The organism is Nonomuraea sp. B12E4 (assembly GCF_039871825.1).
Classification (GTDB): Bacteria; Actinomycetota; Actinomycetes; order Streptosporangiales; family Streptosporangiaceae; genus Nonomuraea.
The window spans coordinates 190,647-215,232 of sequence record NZ_JBDPME010000002.1; the positions used below are offsets into that span (position 1 = coordinate 190,647).

Below are 24,586 nucleotides of genomic sequence, written 5' to 3' on the forward strand. Positions count from 1 at the left end.
TTCCCGAAAACCTTTTGGGTTAACCGCTTCAGTCCCGGCCAGTGAATGTTAGCGCCAACACGGGCAATATGCGCGACTGGCACGTCTCCATCAACGGCAACGGCCCCGGCTGGATGAACATCGGCGTGGCCGTCGGCAACAGCCCGCTCGGCCCGTTCGCCGCGCCCCCACAGGGCCCTAAGCCCCCAAGCCCGCCGTCACCGACCGACCGTCACCGTATCGGGAGAGTGTAGTGACTTTCTTACTTTTAGTGATGGATCACGCCACAATCAGGCAAGCTGCTGTCACGACTTGTCTCCGAGGGGTGGGCGATCACTATGGCGGCCAAGTGGCAGGCAGGCAATCTCCCCGCTGAGCTGACGACCCTGATCGGCCGCCGCGAGGAGCTGGACCAGATCCGCCGCGCCTGCCGGCGCTCGCGCCTGGTGACTCTCACCGGCGTCGGCGGGGTGGGCAAGTCCCGCCTGGCGCTGCGTGCCGCCGCCGACCTGCGGCCCGAGTTCGAGGGCGGCGCCTGGCTGGTCGAGCTGTCCCCGCTGGACGACGGGACGCTGCTGCCGCACGCCATCGCCGAGGCCCTCAGGCTCACCGACCAGAGCACCCGCCCGATGGCGGAGGTGCTGGCCGAGCACCTGTTCGGCCGCGAGATCCTGCTCGTGCTCGACACCTGTGAGCACCTGGTCGCGGCCTGCGCCCGCACCGTCGAGGCGCTGCTGGAGGCGGTGCCGGGCCTGCGGGTGCTGACCACCAGCCGCCGCCCGCTGGAGGCGGCCGGCGAGCTGGTGTACGTGGTCGAGCCGCTGTCGGTGCCCCCGGCGGGCGCCACGAGGCCGGGCGGCCACGACGCGGTGATCCTGCTGGCCGAGCGCGCCGCCGAGACGATCCCCGGCTTCGAGCTCTCCGAGCACGACCAGGAGGCCGTGGTGCGGCTGTGCCGGCGGCTGGAGGGCATCCCGCTGGCGATCGAGCTGGCCGCCGCGCGGCTGCGCGAGCTGCCGGTCGAGCAGCTCGCCGACCGGCTGGACGACCGGTTCGAGACGCTGGAGGGCGCGGGCGCGGCGAACGAGGCCGACCCGCCCTGGCACCGGGCGCTGCGCACCGCCGTCGGGTGGAGCCACGAGCTGTGCGAGCCCGCCGAGCGCCTGCTCTGGGCCCGGGTGTCGGTGTTCGCCGGCGACTTCGACACCGAGGCCGTGCGCCAGGTGTGCGCCGACGAGCTGCTGCCGGAGGCCGACATCGGGCTCCTGCTGGACGCCCTGGCCGACGAGTCCATCCTGACCTGGCTGCCGACCGGGGCGGGGGAGCGCTACCGGATGCTGGACACGCTGCGCGAGTACGGCGCGGGGTGGCTGCGCAGCCTGGGCGAGGAGGAGCGGTTCAAGCAGCGGCACCGCGAGCACTACCTGTCGCTGGCCCGCCGCGGCGAGGCGGCCTGGCTGGGCCCCGGACAGATCGCCTGGTACGACCGGATGATCGGCGAGCACGACAACCTGCGCACCGCGCTGGAGGTCTCGCTGAGCGGCGAGGACGGCACGGCGGCGCTGGAGCTGGCGGGCACGCTCGCGTTCTTCTGGTACGGCTGCGGCTACGCCAAGGAGGGCCGCCACTACCTGGCCCAGGCCCTGTCCCTCGGCCCCGGGTCCGGCCGGGCCCTCACCCGGGCCCTGTGGGCGGACGGCCTGCTGGCCGCGACTCAGGGAGACGCGGATGGCGCGGAGGCCAGGGCCACGGAGTGCGTCGAGGCCGCCCGCTCCGGCGACCCGTACGCCGCCATGTGCGCCAGGGCCCTGCGATCGTCGGCCGGGGTGATCCGCGGCGACCTGCTCCAGGCGGTGGCCGAGTCGGAGCGGGCCTTCGTCACCCGGCTGGAGGAGCCGGAGTTCACCCTGGCCAACCTGCTGGCGCTGCTGTGCCGGGCCGCCGCCCTCATCATGGACGGGCGGGCCGGGGACGCCATCGCCGTGCTGGACGACCTGCGTACGATGTGCGACCGGCGCGGTGAGCAGTCGATGCGCTCGCACGGCGACCTCCTGCGCGGGCAGGCCGAGCTGAGCAGCGGCCACCTGGACATCGCCGTCGCCTACGGCCAGGCGGCGCTGCGCACCAAGCAGCGCCTGCACGACAGCTTCGGCATCGGCCTGACCGTGGACCTGCTGGCCCTGGCGGCGGGCGCGGCCGGCCGGGCGCACCGGGCCGCCCGGCTGCTCGGCCTGGCCCAGCGCATCTGGAGCACGCACGGCCGGGCCCAGGCCAACGTGCCCGCCTGGGTGGCGGCCCGGGACGCGTGCGAGGAGCAGGCGCGTGACCTGCTCGGCGACAACGCCTACCACGCGGCCTTCCGCACGGGCTACGACAGCGACATCGACGCGGGCATCGCCTACGCGCTCGAACCGGAGGGCGAGGGCCTGCCCAACGGGGCGTGACCCCGCGCCCGTCCCGTCACGGGCTCTGGTCGCCCGGCGGCTCGGAGTCCTGGCCGGGACCGTCGGCGGTGAGCCGGTCCAGCAGGCTCAGGGCCAGCTCGGAAGGACTGTCCGGCTCGGCCTGGAAGACGACCAGATGCTGGCCGGGAACGCTGTCCACGGTCAGGATCTGGCAGCGCAGCGTCAGCTCGCCCACCAGCCGGTGGCGGAACCGTCTGGGCTCGTGGTGCTCCCTGCTCAGGTCGTTGCGGGCCCACATCCTGCGGAAGGGGTCGCTCTTCAGCGACAGCTCGCCGACCACCCCGATCAGCCGGGCGTCGTCTCCGTGGGCGCCGGCGGCCTCCCGCAGTCCGGTCAGGAAGCTGCCGGCCACCAGGTCCCAGTCCAGGTAGAAGTCGCGTGCCCGCGGGTTCAGGAACAGCGGCCGGACCATGTCGCCGCCGTTGGTGTGGCCGTCGAACAGGGCCATGCCGAGCGGACTGGCGGCCAGCACGGTCGTGCAGTGATCCAGGACCATGGCGGGCGTGTGCGGCCAGCGCTCCATCAGGCGGAGCAGGCTCGGGTTCACCTGCCCCCACCGGGATGGTGCTCGGCGGGCGTGTGCGGGCTCTCCGATCGGGTTTTCCCTGTCCATGTTCTGAGACTAGGACGGGGCAGGAACGGCAGGGAGGCCGCGGTACTCCTACGAACACCGGCCGGCGGGCGGACCCGGCCCGGCGGCCGGTGGATCTCAGCGGAGGCGGCCGGCGCCCGCGCCCCCGGGGACGAGGACGCGCAGCGCCCGCGGCGGGTGGATCAACCGTACCGGTGCGGTGACGTGGCACGACGGCACTGGCCGCGGCTACCTGGACACCAGCCACTGGGGGGTGTCGCGGCTGGCCGGGTGACGACCGCCCTCTGCCGTGGTTCCGTAGCCGTGCGTATAGTTCGTAAAGTACGTACTTGACGATGTGGGCGGAGTTGGCGACGATGGAACCACGGGAGGCAGAGTTCGTTGACCGGATGGGGCTGGTCATGGATCGAGTCGGTGGGACGCGGACGATGGGCAGGCTCTACGCCTGGCTGATGATCTGCGACCCACCGCACCAGTCGCTCACCGATCTTGCCGCCACGCTCAGCGTGAGCAAGACGGCGATCAGCACGGTGGCCAGGCAGTTGGAGGCGGCCGCCATGCTGGAGCGCGTCCCCACCTCGAGCCGCGAGCACCACTACCGGCTGGTCCACGGCGGCTGGGCGCAGATCCTGCGGGCCCAGTTCGCCGCGGTGCGGGCGGGGGTGGAAGCGCTGGACTTCGGGCTGGAGGTGGTCGGCGACCACCGGCCCGAGGCGCGGGCGCGGCTGCGGGAGTCCCGGGAGTTCTTCGCCTTCACCGAGCACGACTCGGAGCAGATGCTCCAGCGCTGGGAGGAATACCGCGAGAAAGCGGAAGCGGAGGAGGGGCGATCGTCCGAATGATCAAGCTCTGGCACTGGGGTCGCGCGACGGCGCGGAGATCGAACGCTGGAACCTCCCTCTCACCTGCGCCGAGGAGGTCTCCTTCGGCAAGCGCTACAACATGATCCCGGTGCGGCTCTACCGCGCCCTCTACCGCGCCCTCTACCGGCTCATGCGCGCCATACCACTGATGCGGAACATGGCCCGGGAATTCCGGTTCACGTTCTGACTTCCGCGAACACACCTACCACCTAGGGAGAGTCGATGACGGACATCGCCAATCGGTACAAGATCCCCGAACAGCTCTTCTGGCTGCACGGCTCGCGAAAGGAGCAGGCGGTCGAGCACGACGCCGCGGCCGGCATGTGGAACGTCTACGGATACCCGGAGGTGCACGAGATCCTGAGCGACCCGGCGACGTTCTCCTCCAACACCATGCGTGTGGTCCCCGAGTCGGTGCGGAAGGGCATGGAGGACTTCTCGCTGGAGGGCTTCATCACCCAGATCGACCCGCCGGAGCACGGCAAGCTGCGCAAGCTGGTCAGCAGCGCCTTCACCCGCAAGGTCGTCGCGGACCTCGAGCCGCGGATCGCCTCCGTCACCCACGAGCTGATCGACGCGGCCAAGGACCGCGGCGGCCGGTTCGAGCTGGTGGCCGACCTGGCCTACCCGCTGCCGGTCATCGTCATCGCCGAGTTGCTGGGGGTGCCCAGCAGCGATCGCGCCCTGTTCAAGAAATGGGCCGACGCGCTGTTCCAGCGCGACACCAAGGTCTCGCTCAATCCCGACGAGGACCGCAGCGCGGACATGCAGGCCGTGATGAAGCCGTGGCACGAGATGTCCGACTATCTCGCCGCCCACGCCGCGGAGCGCCGCCGGCAGCCGCGGGCCGACCTGCTCACCAGGCTGGTCGAGGCCGAGGTGGACGGCGAACGCCTGCCCGACGGCCAGGTGGTCAACTTCGCGATCGTGCTGCTGCTCGCCGGCCACGTCACCACCACGATGCTGCTCGGCAACACGGTGCTCTGCCTGGACGCCCACCCCGAGCAGCAGGACAAGGTCCGGGCGGACCGATCCTTGATCCCGGCCGTGATCGAGGAGTCCCTGCGGATGTTCACCCCGTTCGCCCTCCTCGGCCGCGCCACCACCCGCGAGACCGTGCTCGGCGGCGTGACGATCCCCGCCGACCAGGCGGTCATGGCCTGGATCGGCGCGGCCAACCGAGATCCCCGCCAGTTCCCCGACCCCGACACCTTCGAGCCCGGCCGCGACCCCAACCCGCACCTCGCCTTCGGCCGCGGCATCCACTTCTGCCTGGGCGCCCCCCTGGCCCGGCTGGAGGGACGGGTCGCGATGGACATCCTGCTCGACCGGTTCCCCGCACTGCGCACCGATCCGCAGGACCCCGCGGTCTTCATCCCCACGCCGAGCCTGACCGGCGTGCGCCGCCTGCCGCTGCTCTGACCCCAGGACAAGCCGCCCGCCGCCGGCATGCTTCCGGCCAGGACGCCTCCCGGATCACGGGCAGGGGGTGGAATAGGGGCGTCCCTGAATGTACCGGGCCCATTCGTCCCTGGTGATCGCCGCGCCGGTGGCCTCGCAGGCGCGCTCGCTCGCCTGCTCCACGTTCAGGCCCCAGAGCTGGGCCGCGGTGCCTGACGTGCTCACCAGGACGGCGCCGTCCTGGCGGAACTCCACGTCGCCCCCCACGTCCCGGCCGGCGAGCACGGCCCACAACGCCGGGCGGGCGCGGTCGGCGACGTCCCAGATCCGGATGGCCGAGTCCCGTGAGGCGGTGGCGAGCATGCGGCCGTCCGCGCTGAAGGCGACGCCGGTCACGTCCGCCGAGTGCCCGGCCAGGACGGCCAGCGGCATCGGCCGCTCGGGACGGGTGACGTCCCAGAGCCGGGCCGCGCCGTCCGAGGCCCCCGTCGCCAGCGTCCTGCCGTCCCTGCTGAACCGCAGGTCGAGCAGGTCGCCGGGGACCGCGGCGAGGTCGCCCAGCCGGCGCGGCCTGGCCGGCTTCGACACGTCCCACAGGCGGACCGAGGACGTGCCGGAGCCGGTCGCGAGGACCAGCCCGTCCGGCCGGAACGCGGCCGCGCCGAAGCGCTCGTCGGCCGGGCCGGGCGTGGCGACCCGAACCGGGGCGCCGGGGTCGGCGACGTCCCACAGAAACGACCGGCCGTCGCGGCCCGTGGTCACCAGCAGCCTGCCGTCCGGGCCGTACGAGACCGAGCGCACCCCCGTCGAGTGCCCGGACAACGTCGCCACCTGCGTCGGGCTCGCGGGCTCCGCCACGTCCCACAGCCGGGCCGTGCCGTCGAGCGAGGCCGTGGCCAGGTGGCGGCCGTCCGGGCTGAACGCCGCCGCCCGGACGAGCCCGGTGTGCCCCGTCAGCGTGGACAGCGGCCTGGCCACCGCGGGGTCGGAGACGTCCCACAGCCTGACCGTCCTGTCGTCCGAGGCGGTGGCCAGGGTCGTCCTGCTGATCGCGAGCCCGTTCACCGGGTCGGCGTGCCCGGTCAGCCGGGCGCGCGGGGTGAGGCGGGCGGGGTCGGCGACGTTCCACAACCGGGCGGTGCCGTCGGCCGAGGAGGTGGCGAGGTGGCGGCCGTCCGGGCTGAACGCCACCCCCGTCACCGAGTCGGCGAACCCGGTCAGGGTGCCGACGCGCTCGGGCTCACTCGGGGTCGCCACGCTCCACAGGCCGACCGTGGCGTCGGCGGAGGCGCCGGCCAGGACCTCACCGTCAGGACTGAAAGCGAGGTCCAGGGCCGCCGTGCCGCTTCCGTTCGCCGTGCCGACGAGCCTGGCCGCCGTGATGTCCCACAGGTGCAGCGCCCCGGTGGCGGCGGCCGTGGCCAGGTGGCGGCCGTCGGGGGCGAACGCGACGCTCCGGACGGCGCCGTCCGGCGAGGACAGCACCGCCAGGCTGCGCGGCCGCGCCGGGGTGGCCACGTCGATCAGCGCGATGCCGCCGGCCGACGAGGTGACCGCCATCATGCGGCCGTCCGGGCTGAAGGCCACCCCGGTGGGGTCCGCGTCCTGGGGCAGGACGGAGCGCCGCCGGGGCTTGCCGGCGGTGGCGACGTCCCACAACCGCACGGACCCGTCCGGGGAGGCGCTGGCCAGCAGGTCTCTCTCGGGGGAGAACGCGACGGAGACCACCCGTTCCGTGTGGCCCTTGAGCGTGGCGAGGCTCTTCGGTCTGGCGGGGTCGCTGACATCCCACAACCGGGCGGTCTTGTCCGCGGACCCGGTGGCCAGCACGCGGCCGTCCGCGCTGAACGCCGCCGCCGCGAGGCCGCCCGCGTGGCCGTGTATGACGCCCAGGGCGCTGGGGTGGAGGGGATCGGTGACGTTCCACAGCCTCGCGGTGGAGTCGGCGGAGGCGGTGACGACCACACGGCCGTCGTGGCGGTAGGCCACCCGCTCGACGGGGGAGGTGTGCCCGAGCATCCGCGCTCCCACCGGCCGCGACAGGCTCCCGAGCAGCGCCCCGCGGGCCTCCGGGGTGGCGGAGATCCGGTACGCGCTCAACGCGAGCTGGGCACCCAGCGCCGTGTCCCGGGCACTGTCGGCGGTGGCGGCGACCTGACGGGACAGCGCCTGGTCACGCTGCCCGGCTGCCTGTATGGCCCGGTCGCCGGCCGCCCTGCCCTGCCGCAGGGCCACGACCCCGCCCGCCGTGGCCGCGAGGAGGAGCACCGCGAGCCCGGCGATCGTGCCCCGGGCGATCAGCGAACGCCGTGCCCGGCGGCGCGCGGACGCCCGCAGGAATTCCCGGTCGGGATCGTCGGGCGCGTCCCCGGCCACCGCCCGGGCGGCCGCCAGCGTGCTGTCGTCGTAGAGGATCGAGAGGGGCTGTCCCTGCTCCTGCCACGCCCGCGCGTCCTCGGCCAGGCGGCGGCGGACGAGCAGCCCGGCCCGGTCGGTGCCGGCCCAGCCCGCGAGCCGGGGCCAGGCGTGGAGGAGCGCCTCGTGGGCGATCCGGGCCACGCCGCCGGCCACCGTGACCAGCCGCGCCCGTACGAGCTCCGCCAGCACCTGCTCGTGGACGGACGGCGGGCCGGGGATCAGGCCGGCCACCGGCACCCCGATCACGGCGGCGCCGCCCGGCGCGTCCGTGTCCACCAGCCGCACCAGCAGCTCGCGGACGACCGGCTCCGACTCCGCGCCCAGCCCGCGCAGCGCCTCCTCGGCGCTCGTCGCCAGGGCCTTCGTGACGCCGCCGGCCTCCCGGTAGCCGGTCATGGTGAGCATGCCGGCCGTCCGCCGCTGCCAGGTGGCCAGCAGGGCGTGGGAGAGCAGCGGCAGCGGGCCGCCGGAGCGTTCCAGCGCCGCCGCGCCCACCTGGAGATCTTCGAGCAGCAGCTCGGTGAGTCCCGGCTCCACGGCCAGGCCGGAGCGGGCCGCCGGTTCCTCGATCGCCGCGCGCAGCTCGGTCTCCGTCATGGGCACCACGACCTCGGGCCGCCGCACCGCCTCCAGCAGTCCGGGATAGGCGGCGCACCTCCCGAAGAAGTCGGCGCGCACGGCGATCACCACGGCCGCCGACCTGGCCAGCTCACCGAGCGCCGCCGTGAACCGCCGCCTGGCCTCCTCCTGAGCGCAGTGGGTGAACACCTCCTCGAACTGGTCCACCACGACCAGCGCCCGCCTGGTGAGCGCCCGCCGTGCCCCGGCGGGGTCCGACTCGATGATCGCGCGCAGGCGTACCTGATCGACGTCGCCCAGCGGGGCCAGCGCGGTTGCCAGCGCCCCCAGCGGATCGGCGCCGGGCACGAGCAGCGCGTACGGCTCGGGGCGCAGCGCCGGGATCAGCCCGGCGCGCAGCAGCGAGGTCTTGCCGCAGCCCGGCGAGCCGGTGACGACCACCGGCCCGCCCGTCCGGATCGGCACGGTGCCGCCCGCGGGCAGCGCGCCGTCCCCCGGGAAGGACTGCCGCACCCGCGCGACCAGCAGCCTGGTCATGGTCTCCCGGCCGAAGAACAGCTCGGCCTGCTCCGGCCCGAATCCGGCCAGGCCCGGGTAGGGGCTCACGTCGCCCGGCTGCCTCCGGCGGGTGTCCGGGACCGCGTACGCCGGGTTGACCGCGAGCGCCGGGCGCTCGCCCGGCTCGGCCACCACCCGCCGCGGGCGGGGAAAACCGGTGGCGGGCAGCGTGCGAGCCAGCCGGTGGTAGACGTGGTCCAGGGCGAACGCCGGAGGCCCGGCCGGGTCGCCCTCGTTCAGCAGCCTGACCAGCGCGCCGGTCAGCGCCGTGTGCCTGACGCCGGGCAGCGCCCACGTGTTTCCCTCCCGGCTCGACGACGCCAGCAGGTAGGACCCCCGCCACGTCGTGTCGAGCGCCCGGTCCAGCGCCTTGCCCGGCGTGCCCGGCGCGCCCGGGGTGAAGCAGCAGTCCAGGACCACCAGGGAGAGCCCGGCCCGCGACGAGGCCAGGATGTCACGCACCACGCTGTAGGGCAGCGCCTGGTAGCCGGGCACCCCGTGGCCGAGGTCCACGGTGGCGCGCGTGGCCAGGTGCAGCTCTCCGTCCGGGCCGAACAGGCCGTGCCCGACGTAGTGGAACAGCACCGCCGACGTCGCCTCCCCCGCCACCCGGTCGAGGGCCTCGCTCAGGTCGGCCGGGGTCGCCGGGTCCAGCAGCACGGTCAGGCAGGCGGGGTCGAGCCCGGCCCGCTCGACCAGGCACCGGCCGAGATCGCCGACCGTCGGCGACACGGCGGGGGCCGACGGCAGCCGCGACTCCGGGCGATGCGAGCCCGTGCCGGCCACCAGCACCCGGACGCCGTCGGCGGCCAGCAGCAGCGGTGGACCGTTCCATACGGCGCGCCGCACGAACCGGGTCCTCCCGAGCGTCGCAGCTTCGTCCTCGGTCATCCGGCGCTCCACGGCATCGCAGGTCAACGGCGGTGGTCGGCGGCCCAGGGAGGGCGGCGGGCGGGCCCGCGGCTCCTGGTCGTCAGGGCACGCAGGTCTCGGGCCGCCGTCGAGGCCGCCCGCGGCTCACCAGTTGGCGGGCAGCCCCGGGGTCGTGGCGGGCAGGGCCCGGCCTGGCGGATGGATGACGTAGGTGACGCCGCCGCTGCTGGAGCCGCGCAGCCACACGTTCTCGAAGACCGCCCGGGGATAGACGTGACGCACGGCGGCGTTGCTGGGGGAGGCGGGATCATTGGCGATCACGTCGCCGGTGCGGGTGAAGCCGACGACCGCCATCAGATGCCCGTCGGTGCCGTAGCCGGCGCCGGGCAGCTCGCCCTTCTTGAACGACTGCGAGGTGATGACCGGGATGCCCGCCTTGATCAGCAGCTCCAGCTCGGTCAGCGAGCGCAGCCGGGTGACGAATCCGTCCATGCCGTAGCGGCCCGCGTAGGCGATGTTGAACGTCCAGTTGCCCGCTCCCTTGTAGGCGTGGTCGTAGGTGTGGCGGGCGGCGTGGTCGACCTCGGGGTCGGGGTCGGACGGCGACACCCAGGCCGTGTCCTGCCCGCTCGGCCACCTGCCCCAGTAGCCCAGGATCATGGTGGTCGAGGTGGGGCTGCACCAGGCCTCGCCGCCGCCGCTCCACTCCGGGTAGTGGCCCTTGTGGATGCTCTGTGAGCGGCGCGGCACGGCCAGCTCCGTGCCCCAGGCGCCGCCGCCCGGGCTGACCGGGACGGCCTTGCGCGCGGGCACGTTGGAGCTCATCACCCCGGCCGTACGTATCCGCGGCGTCACCCCGGAGCCCGGCGCCCGGTAGAGGGTGAGGCGCAACTGATAGCCGACCATGGGCTTGCCGGCCGCCGTGACCAGCGTGTCCACGGCGACCTTGGCGTCCGCGTCGCGCTGTCCGGGCACCGACGTGCGGAGGATGTCGCCCTCGGCGTAGGACCAGCGGCCGAGTGAATACCATCTGGTCAGGCCCTCGGCGTTTCTGACGCGGGCCTCGACCTGGATCCAGCTCCGCGGCGGCACGTCCGCCGTCCAGGAGGCGATCAGCTCGGTGGCCTGGAAGCCGATGGCCTGCTCCGGGCCGGTCCAGCGGGCGTATTCCCAGGTCCTGGTGCCGAGCGCGTCGGTGTGGGCGACGGTGCCGGCGGCCGTGCCGAACGACAGCCCGGCGGCCGGCGTCGTGCCCTCGTAGGTGCCCTTGCCGAAGTCGGCGCGCTGGAAGACGACGTCCGGCTTGTGCGCGCCCCGGCGCCCGCCCGCGCCCGCCGGGGCGGCCAGGGCCGTGACCAGGAGCAGGGTGGACAGGAACACGGTCGGGACGCGCATTGATCCACCTTCCCCCGATGGCACCTGACCCGGCCGAGAGTAGGCCGCGCACGCATGTAAAGCATCGGGAAATGTACGTAGCCGCTCGCGGGTCCTCGACACCGCCCCCTGAGGGCCGGCTCTCCTCGCTTTGGAGGGCCCGGGATGGGATGGTGATCGGCAGACGACGTGAACCCCCGGGAAGTGCTATATGCGGAAATACGTGATTATGGGCGTGCAGGGGAGCGGCAAGGGCACGCAGAGCGTGATGCTCGCCGCCGATCTCGACCTGGTGCACATCAGTGTCGGAGACATCTTCCGCTGGCACGTCAAGCACCACACCAAGCTCGGCGCCCAGGTCCGCCGCCTGGTCGCCGCGGGCGAGCTGGTCGGCGACGACCTGGTGGCGGACGTCGTCAGGGACCGGCTGCACCTGCACGACTGGAACTACGGGTTCATCATCGACGGTTTCCCCCGCAACCGGCCCCAGGCGGAGTTCTTCCTGGAGAGCTACGACCTCGACGGCGTGATCCACCTGGACCTGCCCGACGAGGAGGTCCGCCGCCGCGTCCTGGCCCGGCGGCTCTGCTCGCGCTGCGGCATGGACTACAACCTGATCGCCCACCGGCCGGAGCTGGAGGGCCGCTGCGACGTGTGCGGCGGTGACCTGGTGACCCGCCAGGACGACACCCCGGAGGCCCTGGCCAGGAGGCTTCGCGACTACCACGGCAAGATCGACCCGGTGCTGGAGCTGTTCAGGCGCAAAGAGTATGTGCGGACGATCGACGCCCGCGCCGACAAGGTCACGGTCCAGCAGACGATCCGCACCCGCTTCAACCTCCCGCCCTACACTCCGCCCCACCCTGACTCGGCGGATCCGGCGCGCCCTGCCGGTGGACCGGCGGGCGCTTGAGGCGGGGACCGGCCGCACGCCTGCCTCTCGCGATCCGGCGCGGCGGCTGCTAGCTGGTGGCGCCCCAGGTGAGGGAGAGGCCGGTGGCTGCGCGTTCGGTGCGGATCTCCATCATGGTGCCGAGGATGGTGGCGTGGTCGGACACCATGGGCGTGGCGTCGAGCGTGTAGGTGATCCGGGTGCTGACGAGCACCGGGCTGCCGGCGGGCTCCTGCAGGTGGCGGGCGGTGCCGGGGTCGAGCAGGCCGGGCCGGACCACCTCCGACGCGCGGGCGACCGTCACCCCGGCGTCGGCGAGGGCCGTGTAGAGGGAGACGGCGGTGAAGTCGCGGTCGCGGATCTCCTCGGCCACCGGCCGGCGGACCCAGGACACCTGGTGGATCGCGGGCCGCCCGCCGAACTCGCGGACCCGCTCCAGCCGCAGCGCGCTGTCACCGGGACGCAGCCGCAGCTCGGCGGCGATCCGGGCCGGGGCCCGGCGCACGGCCCGCCCGGCCACCACGGTCCGCACCTCGTGGCCCTGCCGGCGCAGGTCGTCGACCAGGCTGTGCAGCGAGCCGAGCTGGTAGGCCAGGTGGGCCGGGGTGACGAAGGTGCCCTTGCCGGGCCGTTGCACGATCAGCCCCTCGTCGCTCAGCTCCCGCAGTGCCTGACGCAGCGTCATGAGGGTCACCCCGTAGGAGATGCTCAGCTCCCGTTGCGGGGGCAGCGCCGTGCCAGGGGGGTAGTGTCCCGACCGGATCTTCGCGGCGAGGTCGGCGGCGATGGCGCGGTATCTCGCCTCGTGCCCGGCGTCCGGGGTCATCGTGGTCGGTCACTCCTGGTCGAGGGCCCGGCGCAGGGTCGCGAGGAAGGCCAGCAGGTCGTCCGGCCCTGCCCCGTCGAGCACCCGCCGCATGACCGCGGCGCCGACGACCACTCCGTCGGCGTGCCGGCCGGCCTCCCGCGCCTGGTCCGGCGTGGAAATGCCAAATCCTAGCAAGACCGGCCGGTCCGTGCCGAGCTTGATCCGCCGCGTGAGCTCCGCCGCCGAGGCGGCGAGGGCGGCCCGCTCGCCGGTGGTGCCCATGGTGGACACGGCGTAGACGAACCCGCGGCTGCGGCGCCCGATCTCCACCAGCCGCGGCTGCGGCGTGGCCGGGGACGCCAGCAGGGCCGGCTCGATCTCCGCGGCGGCGGCCACGCCGATCAGCTCGTCCGCCTCGTCCAGCGGCAGGTCCGGCACGATCAGGCCGCCGACGCCCGCCCGGCGCAGCGCCGCGCAGAACGCCTCGGGCCCGTCGTGCAGCACCAGGTTGTAGTAGGTGCTGGCGACCAGCGGAATGCCGAGGTCGGGCAGCTCGGCCAGGTCGGCCAGGATCCGCCGGGCGGTCGCGCCCCGGGCCAGTGCCGCGTCGGTGGCCTCCTGGATGGTGACGCCGTCGAGGGTGGGGTCGGAGAACGGCAGGCCGACCTCGATCGCGTCCGCGCCGGCGGCGGCGAACGCCCGCAGGTACGCCGTCCAGCCGGACGTGATCCCCCCGGTGACGTACGGCATGAGCAGCCGCCGCCCGGCGTCCCGGCGGGCCCGCAGGTGCCGCTCGACCGCGCCCGAGGCTTCGTCCGGCGCCCGGCTGGTGGCGGCGGGTGGGGTGTGGTTCGTCACAGCAGCTCCTTCAGGGTCGAGACGTCCTTGTCGCCCCGGCCGGACAGTGTCAGCAGGACCGTCGAGCCGGCGGGCAGCTCGTCGGTCCCCGCCGCGCGGATCACCCAGGCGAGGGCGTGCGCCGACTCCAGCGCCGGGAGGATGCCCTCGGCGCGCGCCAGCCGGGTCACCGCGCCGACCACCTCGTCGTCGGTCACCGTGACGTAGCGGGCGCGGCCGAGGTCGCGCAGGTGGGCGTGCTCCGGCCCGACACCCGGGTAGTCGAGCCCGGCGGCGATCGAGTGCGCCTCGATGATCTGGCCGTCGCCGTCCTGGAGGAACAGCGAGCGGAAGCCGTGCAGGACGCCGAGCCTGCCCAGGGACGCCCCGGCGCCGCCCGCCGCCTCGACGCCGACGAACCGCGCCGGGGTGTCCACGAAGCCGGCGAACGTGCCCGCCGCGTTGGAGCCGCCGCCGACGCACGCGACGACGTAGTCCGGCACGCCGGTCACGAGCTCGGCGGCGCCCTGGACGCGTGCCTCCTCGCCGATGACCCGCTGGAACTCCCGGACCATCCACGGGTACGGGTCGGGCCCGACGACCGAGCCCATGCAGTAGTGGGCGTCGTCGGTCGCCCCCACCCAGTGCCGCATGGCCTCGCTGGTGGCGTCCTTGAGGGTGCGGCTGCCGGACTTCACCGGCACCACTTCGGCGCCCAGCAGGCGCATCCGGAAGACGTTCAGCCCCTGCCGCTCCATGTCGAGCTCACCCATGAAGACCGTGGCCTCCAGCCCGAGCAGCGCGGCGGCCGTCGCGGTGGCGACCCCGTGCATGCCGGCCCCGGTCTCGGCGACCAGCCTGCGCCGCCGCATCCGGGTGGCCAGCAGGGCCTGGCCCAGCGCGTTGTTGATCTTGTGTGACCCGGTGTGGGTGAGGTCCTCGCGCTTGAGGTAGAGCTGCACGCCCAGCTCACCCGACAGCCGCCACGCGGGCGTGAGCGGGGTCGGCCGCCCGACGTGCACGGCGAGCAGTTTGGTCAGGCCGCCCCGGAACCCGGGGTCCGCCCAGGCCTCCCGGAACGCCTCGTCCACCTCGCGGCACGCCTCCATCAGCGACTCCGGCACGTAGCGCCCGCCGTACTCGCCGAACCGGCCCCGGGCGGCGGGCTCGCCCATCGCTCCGGGCTCGGCGTCCGGCGTGCGCCAGGGCAGCGCGTTTCGCGTCCGCATGCGTACTCCGTTCTATAACGCTAGAGAGAGTTCTATAACAGTCGCCAGTGTGGCACAGACCCGCGCCATCCGTCACCCCCGGTCGGAGGGGAAATCAATTCTTAAGGAAGTTAATTATCGGGCAATCGGTCGCCGTGACGCGGGGCGGGCCGTACGCTCCAGGTGCCGACGAGCTTCCCGCGCGGGCGGTGGCTGGTCGAGGTGACCCGGGACGGGACCGGCGGTCTCGTGCTCGGGGCACACGTCGACCACATCCACTACGCCTGGTTCGGCGCCGAACACGCTGACCTTCCACGCCGCCGACGGCACCGACCTGGGACCACAGCTCATCAACGACGAGATGGAAGGCCCCGCAAGGTGGCGGTGACGCCGCTCGAACGCCCGGCCGACGTCGTCTCGCCCGACTACATCCGGCTCGTCCGCCCGTTCGTGCTCTGGTTCACCAGGGACGCGTCCCCGGGCTTCCACGACTTCTCCTCGGTGTGAACGCCACGCGGCTGGCGGACCAGCGAGGTGGCCACCGGCCTGCGTACCAGGGAGATGGAGCGGATCCGCCCGCACACGTGCGGATCTACACCACGATCGACGGCCGCCCCGGCATCATGCGCCCGCGCCTACACCACGCAGCGCAAGGACGCTGCCGCGGTGAACACGCTGCTGGAAGCCGAACGGCTCTCCCCGGAACTGGTCCGCTATGACCAGCGGACGCAGGACGTACTCACACAGTTGGTGAAACGCGAGCATCGACCCAGTACGCCACAACTGCGCGGGTTGGCGCACCGAGCAGGGGTTTTGTAACCCGCACCGAAGTGCGGGTCCTTTACCCGCACGTCCGTCACAGGCACGCCGTCCGGTGGCACCTAACGTCACGGGGCATGACCTCGGATGATCTGGCCGGGCGGGCAGACCTGGTCGGCCGCAACAACGATTCCTGCCCTCTGCCACATGAACGCGCGGCCTGCGACATCGATGGCTTCTACCTGTGGGACCTCCACAGCGGTCACGGCGACGGCGCTTGCGGCGTGACCGACCAGCGCCACCTCGCCCAGTCTCACCTTGCCCAGGCACTCGCCGAGCATCCCAGCCGGGGCACGAAGGGTTCCATCCGGCGCGTCTGGCTTGACCGCCTGGCCAACCAGCCCTGTTACATCTACGGGCGCGTGCTGATGCGAGCCCATCGTGACCAGGCCACCGGCGCGATCGTGTTCTACGGTGACAAATGATCGCTTGGAGAACGTACATCCCGCACTGTCGGAGCCCCAGAGTGAGCGAAACCTCGTGCTGCGGCGAGTTCGAGTGGTGCTCGGAAGGCGGCCAGTTCTTCATCCTGCGGCACAGTGAGGAGAACGGATAGGAGGAGACGGCCAGGGCCGCTACACCGAAGCCCGCCAGGTGTGGGCCCTCCTCGTGGGTGGACACCGGCACGAGCCGCAGCGGTGGTAACCGCGTGGGGCCAGCTCGCAGCCGGACACCACGTGCAGCTTGGCAAGTCCACTCTGGTGAGCGCCGTCGCGCCGAGACCCGCCCCGGGGGAGACTCTGCGCCGCCAGGCCATGATTCACCTGGCCGTCGCAGCGGAGGGGGATTCGGCACTCCGGGTGGACCAACGTCACGGCCCACCTCGAAGTGTAACCATACGATCGCGATAAGAGATAACCGAGGTAAGGAGGTCATCATGAGCGGCAAGCACAAAGGCGAGGACCCCAAACTCAAGCCCTTCGTTCCCCCCAAGAACCAGAAGAAGAGCCAGGGGGACGGAGACGGCAGCGAGGGTAAGCGCGGTGGCGGTGACGGGGACAAGAAGGATGGCAAGTGACCCTTGACCTGGGCCCCCGTATCGATGCCCTGATCGACGTGATCGGTGAACGCCGCCCGGTCAGTGACGCCCTCGCCGTCGCGCTCCGGGCCGTGCCCCGGCATCTGTTCGTGCCTTCCGTCGGGGTCGCCCTCGCCAAGGACGGCCCCTTTCTGATCGACCGGGACACCGACCCGGCCGCGTGGTGGGCCACGGTGTACGGGCCGGACGCTATCGTGACGCAGCTCGACTGCGGCGCGACCGGCATCCGCGAGGTGCACGGGCGTTACACATCATCCAACTCCGCGCCGGGGACCGTCGTCGACCTGCTGACCCTGCTCGCCCCCGAGCCGGGGCACCGGGTGCTGGAGGTGGGCACGGGCACGGGCTGGACCTCCGCGCTGCTGTCTCACCTCGTCGGAGATCACGGGGAGGTGACCTCCGTCGAGGTGGACGCGGCGGTCGCCGAACAGGCGGCGAAGAACCTGGCCGCGACCGGCGCGCACCCACGCCTGCTCGTCGGTGACGGCGCGCTGGGGTATGCCGACGGAGCGCTGTACGACCGCGTGCACGTCACCTGCGCCGTCCACACGGTGCCGTACGCGTGGGTCGAACAGGCCAGGCCAGGGGCGGTGATCGTGGCGCCGTTCGCACCCGGGTTCGACGTCGACCTCTCCGTGCGGCTCGTCGTCAGGCCGGACGGCACAGCCGTGGGCCGGTTCCCCGGCTACACGTCGTACATGATGATGCGGGCGCAGGACGGGTTCCCCGTCGCCGAGGACGACGGCGGGGGCCGACGGTCCACCACCCGGGTGGATCCGCGCACGATCGCACGCGCGTCAGCGGGGGCGGGGCTGGCCATGTCCGCCCTCACCGGCCTGCACATCCGCGAGGACGACGAGGGTGACCGGTTCGTGCTGTACGTGGTCGACCCGGCCAACCCGAACCACTGGGCGGCAGCGGTCCACGACCCGGACGGCGAGCACCTCGCGTACCAACTCGGCGACCGGTCCCTGTGGGACGAGCTCACCGACGCCTACGCACAGTGGGTGAGCTGGGGGGAGCCCGGCCGCGACCGCTTCGGGCTGACCGTCACGCCGGAGGGCCAGCGGATCTGGCTGGACACGCCGGAGCACGTCCTGGGTCACGCCGGGGCGTGAACGCGGATCCGGCCCGCCCTGCGGGCCTTTGGGCGGGCCGCGGGCGCCGTACCTCAGCGGGGCGGGGCGAGTTGGAGCCTGATGTCGGAGGAGTTCTCGATCACGATCGTGCGGCTCGTCGTACGCGACCAGCGGGCGGGGACCAGGAAGAGCCGCTTGTCGGACTCCACCAGCAGGCGCAGGCCGATGTAACGGTGCCGGAACTTCTCGTCGGGCAGGGCGATGTGCACGACACCTTTCGGCGGGATCTGGATGGGGTCGTGGGTGTCCAGGATCACGGGCGGACGTTCGGGGAGGTTCTGGGCGTCGTTCAGCGCCTGCCCGTTGCCGTACAGGAATGAGAAGCTGTTGGCCGTCCAGAACAGGCCGGCCACCATGAGGGCGATCAGTGCGAGGCGGGCGGTGCGCACGGTGGCGGGCGGCGGCGTCCAGGCAGCTTGCGGACGGCGGGCCGCCAGGGTCCGCCAGAGGGTCTCGCAGTAGGTGAGCAGCAGCGCGCCCAGAGTCAGCGACAGCGCCGTGATCCCGGGGTACTCGGTCCTCGCGACCTGCGGCGCCAGGCCGATGACCGCCCTGAGCAGCAGCAGGAGCGACACGAGCAGCACGGCGAGCGTGACCCATCCGGACACCGTGTCCCGTCCGGGGTCGGCGAGGAGCCACTGGACGGCGAGACGCAGGCCGGTGCTTACCAGCACGGCCAGCCCAACGATCACGACGGGCACATACAGCGCCTCCGAGCCGAACAGCAGCAGATCGGGTGTGGAGAGGTTGACCAGGTCCAGGTAGACGCCGAAGTACTCGAACCGGGCACGGGTGGCCAGGTAGCCGAAGTAGAAGAGCAGGGCGGTGATGAGGCTGGTCGGCGCGATGATGCCGCTGTAGGCCGTCAACTGAGCGATCAGCCCGGCCTCACGCCGGGCCTCCTCCCCAGACCGCTCCCCAGATCCCTCGTCGGGCCGCTGCCTGATCTCTTCCCCGGACTCAGCGGACCTCTCCTGGGACTGCTCGTGGGATTCCGTGGTGGTCATCGATCAACCGCTGGGGACGTCAACCGGTGCCTGTTCCTGAGCGTCGCCGGTGGCGGCCGGGGTCTCCTCTGGTGACGTCTCGTCGATCGGAGGGTCGGTGGGCTCGTCGGTGGGGGAGTCAGTGGGCTCGTCCGTCGGCTCGGAGCTCGGCGTTCCGGTCGGGGTCTCGTCGGTGATCCCTCTCCTGCTTTCGAAACCGATCTCCTGGGTGACGGTCAGCCTGACCGGAGAGTCTTCGCTCGGGCGAACATCGCGGCGAGAGGCCATCAGCGTGCACGGCGGGACGTCGCGCGTGGTGCAGCGCGCGCGGGTCACCAGGGTGACCGCTCCCTTGTTGTCGCCCTGGACCAGTACCTTCACCCCGATCGCGCACCCCTGTGGTCTGCCGGACCCTCGTGCCGGGAGAATGACGCCCTGCGCGCACGTGCCCACCGATGTGACGTTCGTGAGCCCCTCCTGTGGTTGGCAGGGATCTTCGGCGAACAAGGCCGGGGGCCCCACGCCGACGCTGACCACGGTGATCGGGATCGCCGGGCTGAGATTGACGAGGACGGCGCATGATCCGTCGGTGAATCTGCCGTCGAAGTTTTCTATCGGGTATTCGTTGCTCACGGTCGCGCCGCCGACCTGTAAGGACTTTATCGGCGAGGTCGCCCCGCCTCTATCAGGGTTATCAGGATTATCAGGGTCATCTGGGTTATCGGGATTCGAGCCGCCGTCGTCTCCGTCTCCGGATGTCGGCTCCCCGGTGCCGCCGTCACCTGTCGGCCCGGGCTCGCCGTACGTCGTCTCCCCCGACGCCGAGCCCCCTGTGTCAAAGGCGGATCGGATGATCAGAAAGGCCGCCACCACGAAGACCGCCGCGAACAGCCCCGCGATTAGAAGATTTCTTCGGGATCGGTTCATCGCACACCCCCGCACCATTATCGAGGAGGCATGGCGATAAAGCGCGTGAATTTCCGCGCTCGGCCTCCCCGATCAACCAGGCAGGGGTCGCGTTTGTTGCGTGGGACGGCCTACGTGCGCAAATAATGCTCGCGAATGAATCACTGGGCCAGGTGGCGGCTGATGACCAGGCGCTGGATCTGGTTGGTGCCCTCGAAGATCTGCATGATTTTGGCCTCGCGCATGTAGCGCTCCACCCGGAACTCACGGGTGTATCCGTACCCGCCGAACACCTGCACCGCGTCCGTGGTCACCTTCATCGCCGCGTCCGTGGCCACCAGCTTGGCGACGCTCGCCTGGCGGCTGTACCGCAGGCCCGCGTCGCGGCGGCGGGCCGCGTCCAGGTAGGTGGCGCGGGCGCTGTCGACGGCGGCGGCCATGTCCGCCAGCAGGAAGCCGAGGCCCTGGTGGTCGATGATGCGCTTGCCGAACGTCTGGCGCTCCTTCGCGTAGCGGACGGCCTCGTCGAGCGCGGCCTGGGCGAGGCCGGTGGCGCAGGCGGCGATGCCGAGGCGGCCGGAGTCGAGCGCGCCGAAGGCGATCTGCAGCCCCTGGCCCTCCTCGCCGATCAGCCGGTCGGGCGCGAGGATCGCGCCGTCCCAGTGCGCGCTGGTCGTCGGTACGGCGTGCAGCCCCATCTTCTCCTCGGGCCGCCCGAACGTCAGCCCGTCGGCGGCCCCCGGCGCCAGGAAGCAGGAGATGCCCCGCGAGCCCTCGCCCGTGCGGGCGAACAGGGCGTAGAAGTCGGCGATGCCGCCGTGCGTGATCCACGCCTTGCTGCCGGTGACCCGGTAGCCGTCCGGCACCCGTTCGGCCCGGCACGTGAGGGCCCCGGCGTCGGACCCGGCCTGCGGCTCCGACAGGCTGTAGCCGCCGATCAGCCGGCCGGCCAGCATGTCGGGCAGCCACCGCGCACGCTGCTCCGCCGTGCCGTGCGCGGCCACCGGGTAGCAGGCGAGCGTGTGCACGCTGGTCGCCACCGCGACGGCCGCCCAGCGCATCGCCAGCTCCTCGATCACCTGCAGGTACACCTCGTACGGCTGCCCGCCACCGCCGAACTCCTCCGGGTACGGCAGCCCGAGCAGCCCCGCCGCGCCCAGCGTGCCGAACAGCCCGTCCGGGTACGTCTCGGCGCGCTCATGCTCGTCGACCCGGCGCGCCAGCTCCTTGTCGGCGATCTCGCGGGTCAGCTCGATGAGGTCCCTGGCGTCCTGGTCGGGCAGTAGGCGGTCGACTGTCACGATCGATCTCTCCTGGCTCATGCGGGGTGCGCGGCCGGTTCGTCCAGCCGGGCGAGGGCGGTGGATGCACGTTCGCGGAAGTCGGCCACCCGGGCGAGCTTGATGTCCTCGTACCCGCGGATCAGGTCCGGCAGGCCGGCGATCTCCGCGACGGCGCCGGAGGTGTCCGGGGTGAGCCGGTCGAGGGCGGCACGCATCAGGTCGCGGTACTCGGTGACGAGCTCGCGTTCGACGCGCCGCACGTGGGCGCGGCCGAACACGTCGAACGCCGTCCCGCGCAGCACCCTGGCGGCCCGCAGCCCGCGGAAGACGATCCCGGCGGAGCGGCGCAGCCTGATCTTGCGCTTGAGGCCCATCGCGCGCAGCAGTGGCGGGTGCAGCAGCACCGACACGACCGCGTCCGGGCCGAACTCGCGCTCCCGCCTGGCCCGCTCGGCGGGGTCGAGGTGCAGGCGGGCGACCTCGTACTCGTCCTTGTAGGCCATCAGCTTGTGCAGGCCGCGGGCGTAGGCGAGGGCGATCGCGGCGCCCGCCGTCGCGCCCGCCCGCTCGGCCGCGACGGCGCGTACGTGGCGCACGTCCTCGGCATAGGTACGAGCGTAGTCGGCGTTCTGGTAGCCGGTCAGGTCGGCCACCCGGACGGCCATGACCTCCTCCAGCCCGGTGGCGGGTTCCTCGGCCGGTTCGCCGGCCGCCTTGCCCACCGTCTCCGGGTCGGATACGGCGGCGCGGCCCCAGCGGAAGGCGGCCAGGTTCTGCTCGACGGCGGCCCGGTTGAGCGTGATGGCCCGCTCGATGGAGGCGGCGCTGACCGGCAGGCAGCCGCGCTGGTAGGCGGCGCCGAGCAGCAGCAGGTTGGCCGGCATGTGGTCGCCGAACAGGGTCTCGGCCAGTTCGTGGGCGTCCACGCAGGTGACGCTCCGGGCGGCCGACTCGACGCGGGCGACCGCGTCGGCGTGCCCCGGCACGGGCATGCGCCCGGTCACCATGGCGGCGGTGGGCACCATGGAGGTGTTCAGCACGGCGACCGTGCGGTCCGGGGCGGCGACGGCCAGGTTGGCCTCGGCCGCCGCGCCGAGCAGGTCGAACCCGATGAGCACGTCGGCCGTGCCGCGCGAGGCGCGGGGCGAGCCGGTGAGCGGCCGCGGCGAGATGCGTACGTCGCTGACCACCGGGCCGCCCTTCTGCGCCAGCCCGGTCTGCTCCAGGCCGGAGGCGTACAGGCCGTCGAGGTGGGCCGCCATCTGCAGGATCTGCGAGACGGTGACGACGCCGGTGCCGCCGATGCCGGGCATCCTGATCAGCGCCTCCTCGGGCCGGCTCGCCGGCTCCGGCGGCTCCACGGGCGGCCCCGGGGTCTCGTGGGCGGCGACCGTGCCCGGCTCGACCAGCAGGAACGATGGGCAGTCGCCCTTGAGGCAGCTCATGTCGGAGTTGCAGGAGGGCTGGTGGATGCGGGTCTTGCGGCCGTACTCGGTCTCGACCGGCTGCACGGACAGGCACGTGGAGACGTCACCGCAGTCGCCGCAGCCCTCGCAGACCCGCTCGTTCACCACGACCTTCTGGACCGGGGTGGGCAGCTTGCCGCGCTTGCGCAGCCGCCGCTCCTCGGTCGCGCAGCGGTCGTCGTGGATCAGCACGGTCACGCCGTCGAGCGCGGCCAGCTCCCGCTCGACCTCGGGCAGGTCGTCGCGGTGCCGTACGGACGCGCCGCCGGCCAGCCGCACCCCCCGGTACGTCTCCGGCTCCGGCGTGGTCACCACGATCCGGCGCACGCCCTCCAGGGCCAGCTCCCGCGTCAGCGCCGGCACGTCGAGCCTGCCCTCCGCGCGCTGCCCGCCGGTCATGGCCACGGCGTCGTTGTAGAGCAGCTTGTACGTCATCGACACCCCGGCCGCCACCGCCGCCCTGATCGCCAGGGAGCCGGAGTGGTGGAAGGTGCCGTCGCCGAGGTTCTGCACGAAATGCCGGTCTTCGGTGAACGGGGCCAGCCCGATCCACTGCGCCCCCTCACCGCCCATCTGGGTGAGCCCGACCTGGGTGCCCCGCCCGTGCCCGTCCAGCGCGATCATGGCGTGGCAGCCGATGCCGACCCCGACCAGCGTGTCGTCGGCGGTGCGGGTGGAGATGTTGTGCGGGCAGCCCGAGCAGAAGTACGGCGTGCGCGCCGCCACCAGCGGCAGCAGCCCGCGCGCGGGACGCGACACCCGCACGGCCCGCCGGGGGAGGCGGTCCTCGCCCACGCAGGCGGTGATGGCCTTGGCCACGTCCTCGGCGGTGAGCGTGCCGCGCGCGGTCAGGAGTTCCCGGCCCACGACGGCCGGTGCGCGCTCGCCGCCGTACAGGGCCTGCTTGAGGTGCCCCTCCAGGAACGGCACCTTGTCCTCGACCACCAGCACCCGCCCCAGGTCGGCGGTCATGGCGGCCAGCTCGTCGTAGGCCAGCGGGAACGGCATCGCCACCCTGATCAGCCGCAGCCCGAGGTCGTCCCTGGCCGCCTCGTCCAGGCCCAGGTCCGCCAGCGCGCGCAGGACCACCGCGTACGTGGTGCCGGAGGCCAGGATGCCCAGCGTGGTGTTGCCCGCCCCGTGCGTCACCCGGTTCAGGCCGTGCTCACGGGAGTAGGCGCGGGCCAGGTCGAGGCGGCGGGTGTGCAGGTCGTGCTCGGCGTCCAGGGCGGCGGCCCCGAGCAGGAGAGGGGTCGAGGGGTTGGGGTCGCCGCCGGGCACCGGGATGCCGGTGAGGAGCGGGCCGAGGTCCACGGTGGCGGAGGCGTCGGCGATGTCGGCGACGATCTTCAGGCCGGTCCAGAGGCCGGTGGCGCGCGACATGGCGACCGCGTGCAGCCCGAACTCGATGATCTCCGCGACCGAGCCGGGCGCGAGCAGCGGCATCGACAGGCTCTGGCACATCGGCTCGCACGAGCTGGGCAGGGTGGAGGACTTGCAGCCGGGATCGTCGCCGATCCAGGCCACCGCGCCGCCGAGCGCCGCCGTACCGGCCGTGTTGGCGTGCCGGATGGCGTCGGCGGCCCGGTCGAGGCCGGGGTTCTTGCCGTACCAGAAGCCCGTCACGCCGTCGTGGCGCCTGCCGGGGACCTGGCCGAGGAGCTGGGTGCCGGCCACCGAGGTGGCGGCGAGCTCCTCGTTCAGGCCGGGGCGGAACACCACGCCCGCGTCCTGCAGGAACCGGGCGGCCCGGCCCATCTCCAGGTCGAGGCCGCCCAGCGGCGATCCCTGGTAGCCGGAGACGAACACCCTGGTGTCCAGGCCGCGCGCGCGGTCCAGGCGGCGCTGCTCCAGCGTCAGGCGGACCAGGGCCTGGATGCCGGAAATGAGCACGCGGCCGTCGTGAGCCGTGTACTTGTCGTCGAGCGACACGGGTGTGGGAGTCTCGCTCACGTTCACGCGAACCTCCTGGCTTCGTACGTTGTGATTCCCAGCACAGCAACGCGGGCGGGATATGCGCAAGTATTAGCGGAGAAAGTACTCCCAAGACGCAAACAATGTGAGGACATGAGCTTCACGGCTGATGTTCTTTGCGCCGGAG

18 protein-coding genes are annotated in these 24,586 nt (G+C 72.7%); 8 read left to right on the forward strand and 10 right to left on the reverse strand.

All coding sequences use genetic code 11. The features are described 5' to 3' along the window. The first annotated feature begins 317 nt into the window (after nt 1–317). Entirely contained in the window at nt 318–2,423 is a 2,106-nt protein-coding gene (locus tag ABGB18_RS06700) for an ATPase (RefSeq protein WP_347694476.1), read from the forward strand. A 16-nt stretch (nt 2,424–2,439) separates the two neighbouring features. Here ABGB18_RS06700 and ABGB18_RS06705 read toward each other — a convergent pair whose 3' ends face one another. Then, entirely contained in the window at nt 2,440–3,057 is a 618-nt protein-coding gene (locus ABGB18_RS06705; protein WP_347694477.1) for a transcriptional regulator, read from the reverse strand. 380 nt (nt 3,058–3,437) lie between these two features. Between ABGB18_RS06705 and ABGB18_RS06710 the strand changes: the two genes are divergently transcribed. Beyond that, the gene (locus ABGB18_RS06710; protein ID WP_347694478.1) at nt 3,438–3,878 is read left to right on the forward strand and encodes a hypothetical protein; all 441 of its coding nucleotides are present in this window, start codon (nt 3,438–3,440) and stop codon (nt 3,876–3,878) included. 243 nt (nt 3,879–4,121) lie between these two features. Beyond that, nucleotides 4,122–5,321 (forward strand): cytochrome P450, encoded by a 1,200-nt coding sequence (locus ABGB18_RS06715; RefSeq protein WP_347694479.1) that lies wholly within the window; start codon nt 4,122–4,124, stop codon nt 5,319–5,321. Between the two features lie 54 nt (nt 5,322–5,375). Here ABGB18_RS06715 and ABGB18_RS06720 read toward each other — a convergent pair whose 3' ends face one another. Further along, nucleotides 5,376–9,746: a hypothetical protein gene (locus tag ABGB18_RS06720; RefSeq protein ID WP_347694480.1), complete on the reverse strand. Its 4,371-nt coding sequence runs from the start codon at nt 9,744–9,746 to the stop codon at nt 5,376–5,378. Between the two features lie 126 nt (nt 9,747–9,872). After that, a complete protein-coding gene (locus ABGB18_RS06725) occupies nt 9,873–11,123 on the reverse strand; it encodes a C39 family peptidase (RefSeq protein WP_347694481.1) in 1,251 nt (416 codons plus the stop codon). Nucleotides 11,124–11,313: 190 nt separating this feature from the next. Between ABGB18_RS06725 and ABGB18_RS06730 the strand changes: the two genes are divergently transcribed. Next, nucleotides 11,314–12,015 carry a nucleoside monophosphate kinase gene (locus ABGB18_RS06730; protein WP_347694482.1) on the forward strand — a complete coding sequence of 234 codons (702 nt, stop codon included), beginning with the start codon at nt 11,314–11,316 and terminating at the stop codon, nt 12,013–12,015. Nucleotides 12,016–12,064: 49 nt separating this feature from the next. Here the strand turns inward: ABGB18_RS06730 and ABGB18_RS06735 are convergent, their stop codons facing one another. The 3 genes from ABGB18_RS06735 to trpB are packed head-to-tail and all read right to left on the reverse strand — an operon-like array spanning nt 12,065 to nt 14,814. After that, complete coding sequence (locus ABGB18_RS06735) at nt 12,065–12,820, reverse strand: GntR family transcriptional regulator (RefSeq protein ID WP_347694483.1); 756 nt, start codon at nt 12,818–12,820, stop codon at nt 12,065–12,067. Between the two features lie 9 nt (nt 12,821–12,829). Continuing rightward, a complete protein-coding gene (trpA, locus tag ABGB18_RS06740; protein WP_347694484.1) occupies nt 12,830–13,660 on the reverse strand; it encodes a tryptophan synthase subunit alpha in 831 nt (276 codons plus the stop codon). Further along, nucleotides 13,657–14,814, reverse strand: coding sequence for a tryptophan synthase subunit beta (gene trpB, locus ABGB18_RS06745; protein ID WP_347694883.1), 1,158 nt, complete (start codon nt 14,812–14,814; stop codon nt 13,657–13,659). Before trpB ends, trpA begins: the two co-directional genes overlap by 4 nt. Before the next feature lie 417 nt (nt 14,815–15,231). Between trpB and ABGB18_RS06750 the strand changes: the two genes are divergently transcribed. The 4 genes from ABGB18_RS06750 (at nt 15,232) to ABGB18_RS06765 (ending at nt 17,823) form a co-directional block, all read left to right on the forward strand. Next, a complete protein-coding gene (locus ABGB18_RS06750; RefSeq protein WP_347694485.1) occupies nt 15,232–15,354 on the forward strand; it encodes a hypothetical protein in 123 nt (40 codons plus the stop codon). A gap of 389 nt (nt 15,355–15,743) precedes the next feature. Continuing rightward, nucleotides 15,744–16,091: a hypothetical protein gene (locus ABGB18_RS06755; protein WP_347694486.1), complete on the forward strand. Its 348-nt coding sequence runs from the start codon at nt 15,744–15,746 to the stop codon at nt 16,089–16,091. Between the two features lie 452 nt (nt 16,092–16,543). Next, entirely contained in the window at nt 16,544–16,684 is a 141-nt protein-coding gene (locus ABGB18_RS06760; RefSeq protein ID WP_347694487.1) for a hypothetical protein, read from the forward strand. Continuing rightward, entirely contained in the window at nt 16,681–17,823 is a 1,143-nt protein-coding gene (locus ABGB18_RS06765; RefSeq protein WP_347694488.1) for a methyltransferase domain-containing protein, read from the forward strand. Before ABGB18_RS06760 ends, ABGB18_RS06765 begins: the two co-directional genes overlap by 4 nt. A 53-nt stretch (nt 17,824–17,876) precedes the next feature. Here ABGB18_RS06765 and ABGB18_RS06770 read toward each other — a convergent pair whose 3' ends face one another. From ABGB18_RS06770 to ABGB18_RS06785, 4 genes are all read right to left on the reverse strand, one after another. Beyond that, on the reverse strand, nt 17,877–18,851 hold the full coding sequence (locus ABGB18_RS06770; RefSeq protein ID WP_347694489.1) for a hypothetical protein: 975 nt from the start codon (nt 18,849–18,851) through the stop codon (nt 17,877–17,879). 3 nt (nt 18,852–18,854) lie between these two features. Further along, nucleotides 18,855–19,757: a PT domain-containing protein gene (locus tag ABGB18_RS06775; protein WP_347694490.1), complete on the reverse strand. Its 903-nt coding sequence runs from the start codon at nt 19,755–19,757 to the stop codon at nt 18,855–18,857. Nucleotides 19,758–19,897: 140 nt separating this feature from the next. Next, nucleotides 19,898–21,037, reverse strand: coding sequence for an acyl-CoA dehydrogenase family protein (locus ABGB18_RS06780; protein WP_347694491.1), 1,140 nt, complete (start codon nt 21,035–21,037; stop codon nt 19,898–19,900). Between the two features lie 17 nt (nt 21,038–21,054). Further along, on the reverse strand, nt 21,055–24,444 hold the full coding sequence (locus ABGB18_RS06785) for an indolepyruvate ferredoxin oxidoreductase family protein (protein ID WP_347694492.1): 3,390 nt from the start codon (nt 24,442–24,444) through the stop codon (nt 21,055–21,057). Nucleotides 24,445–24,586: the final 142 nt, after the last annotated feature.

What these genes read in the sequence shown, in the direction of transcription:
- ABGB18_RS06700 (WP_347694476.1), top strand. Translation starts at nt 318, where the DNA reads ATGGCGGCCAAGTGGCAGGCAGGCAATCTCCCCGCTGAGCTGACGACC.
- ABGB18_RS06705 (WP_347694477.1), bottom strand. Translation starts at nt 3,057, where the DNA reads ATGGACAGGGAAAACCCGATCGGAGAGCCCGCACACGCCCGCCGAGCA.
- ABGB18_RS06710 (WP_347694478.1), top strand. Translation starts at nt 3,438, where the DNA reads ATGGATCGAGTCGGTGGGACGCGGACGATGGGCAGGCTCTACGCCTGG.
- ABGB18_RS06715 (WP_347694479.1), top strand. Translation starts at nt 4,122, where the DNA reads ATGACGGACATCGCCAATCGGTACAAGATCCCCGAACAGCTCTTCTGG.
- ABGB18_RS06720 (WP_347694480.1), bottom strand. Translation starts at nt 9,746, where the DNA reads ATGACCGAGGACGAAGCTGCGACGCTCGGGAGGACCCGGTTCGTGCGG.
- ABGB18_RS06725 (WP_347694481.1), bottom strand. Translation starts at nt 11,123, where the DNA reads ATGCGCGTCCCGACCGTGTTCCTGTCCACCCTGCTCCTGGTCACGGCC.
- ABGB18_RS06730 (WP_347694482.1), top strand. Translation starts at nt 11,314, where the DNA reads ATGCGGAAATACGTGATTATGGGCGTGCAGGGGAGCGGCAAGGGCACG.
- ABGB18_RS06735 (WP_347694483.1), bottom strand. Translation starts at nt 12,820, where the DNA reads ATGACCCCGGACGCCGGGCACGAGGCGAGATACCGCGCCATCGCCGCC.
- trpB (WP_347694883.1), bottom strand. Translation starts at nt 14,814, where the DNA reads ATGGGCGAGCCCGCCGCCCGGGGCCGGTTCGGCGAGTACGGCGGGCGC.
- ABGB18_RS06755 (WP_347694486.1), top strand. Translation starts at nt 15,744, where the DNA reads ATGACCTCGGATGATCTGGCCGGGCGGGCAGACCTGGTCGGCCGCAAC.
- ABGB18_RS06760 (WP_347694487.1), top strand. Translation starts at nt 16,544, where the DNA reads ATGAGCGGCAAGCACAAAGGCGAGGACCCCAAACTCAAGCCCTTCGTT.
- ABGB18_RS06770 (WP_347694489.1), bottom strand. Translation starts at nt 18,851, where the DNA reads ATGACCACCACGGAATCCCACGAGCAGTCCCAGGAGAGGTCCGCTGAG.
- ABGB18_RS06775 (WP_347694490.1), bottom strand. Translation starts at nt 19,757, where the DNA reads ATGAACCGATCCCGAAGAAATCTTCTAATCGCGGGGCTGTTCGCGGCG.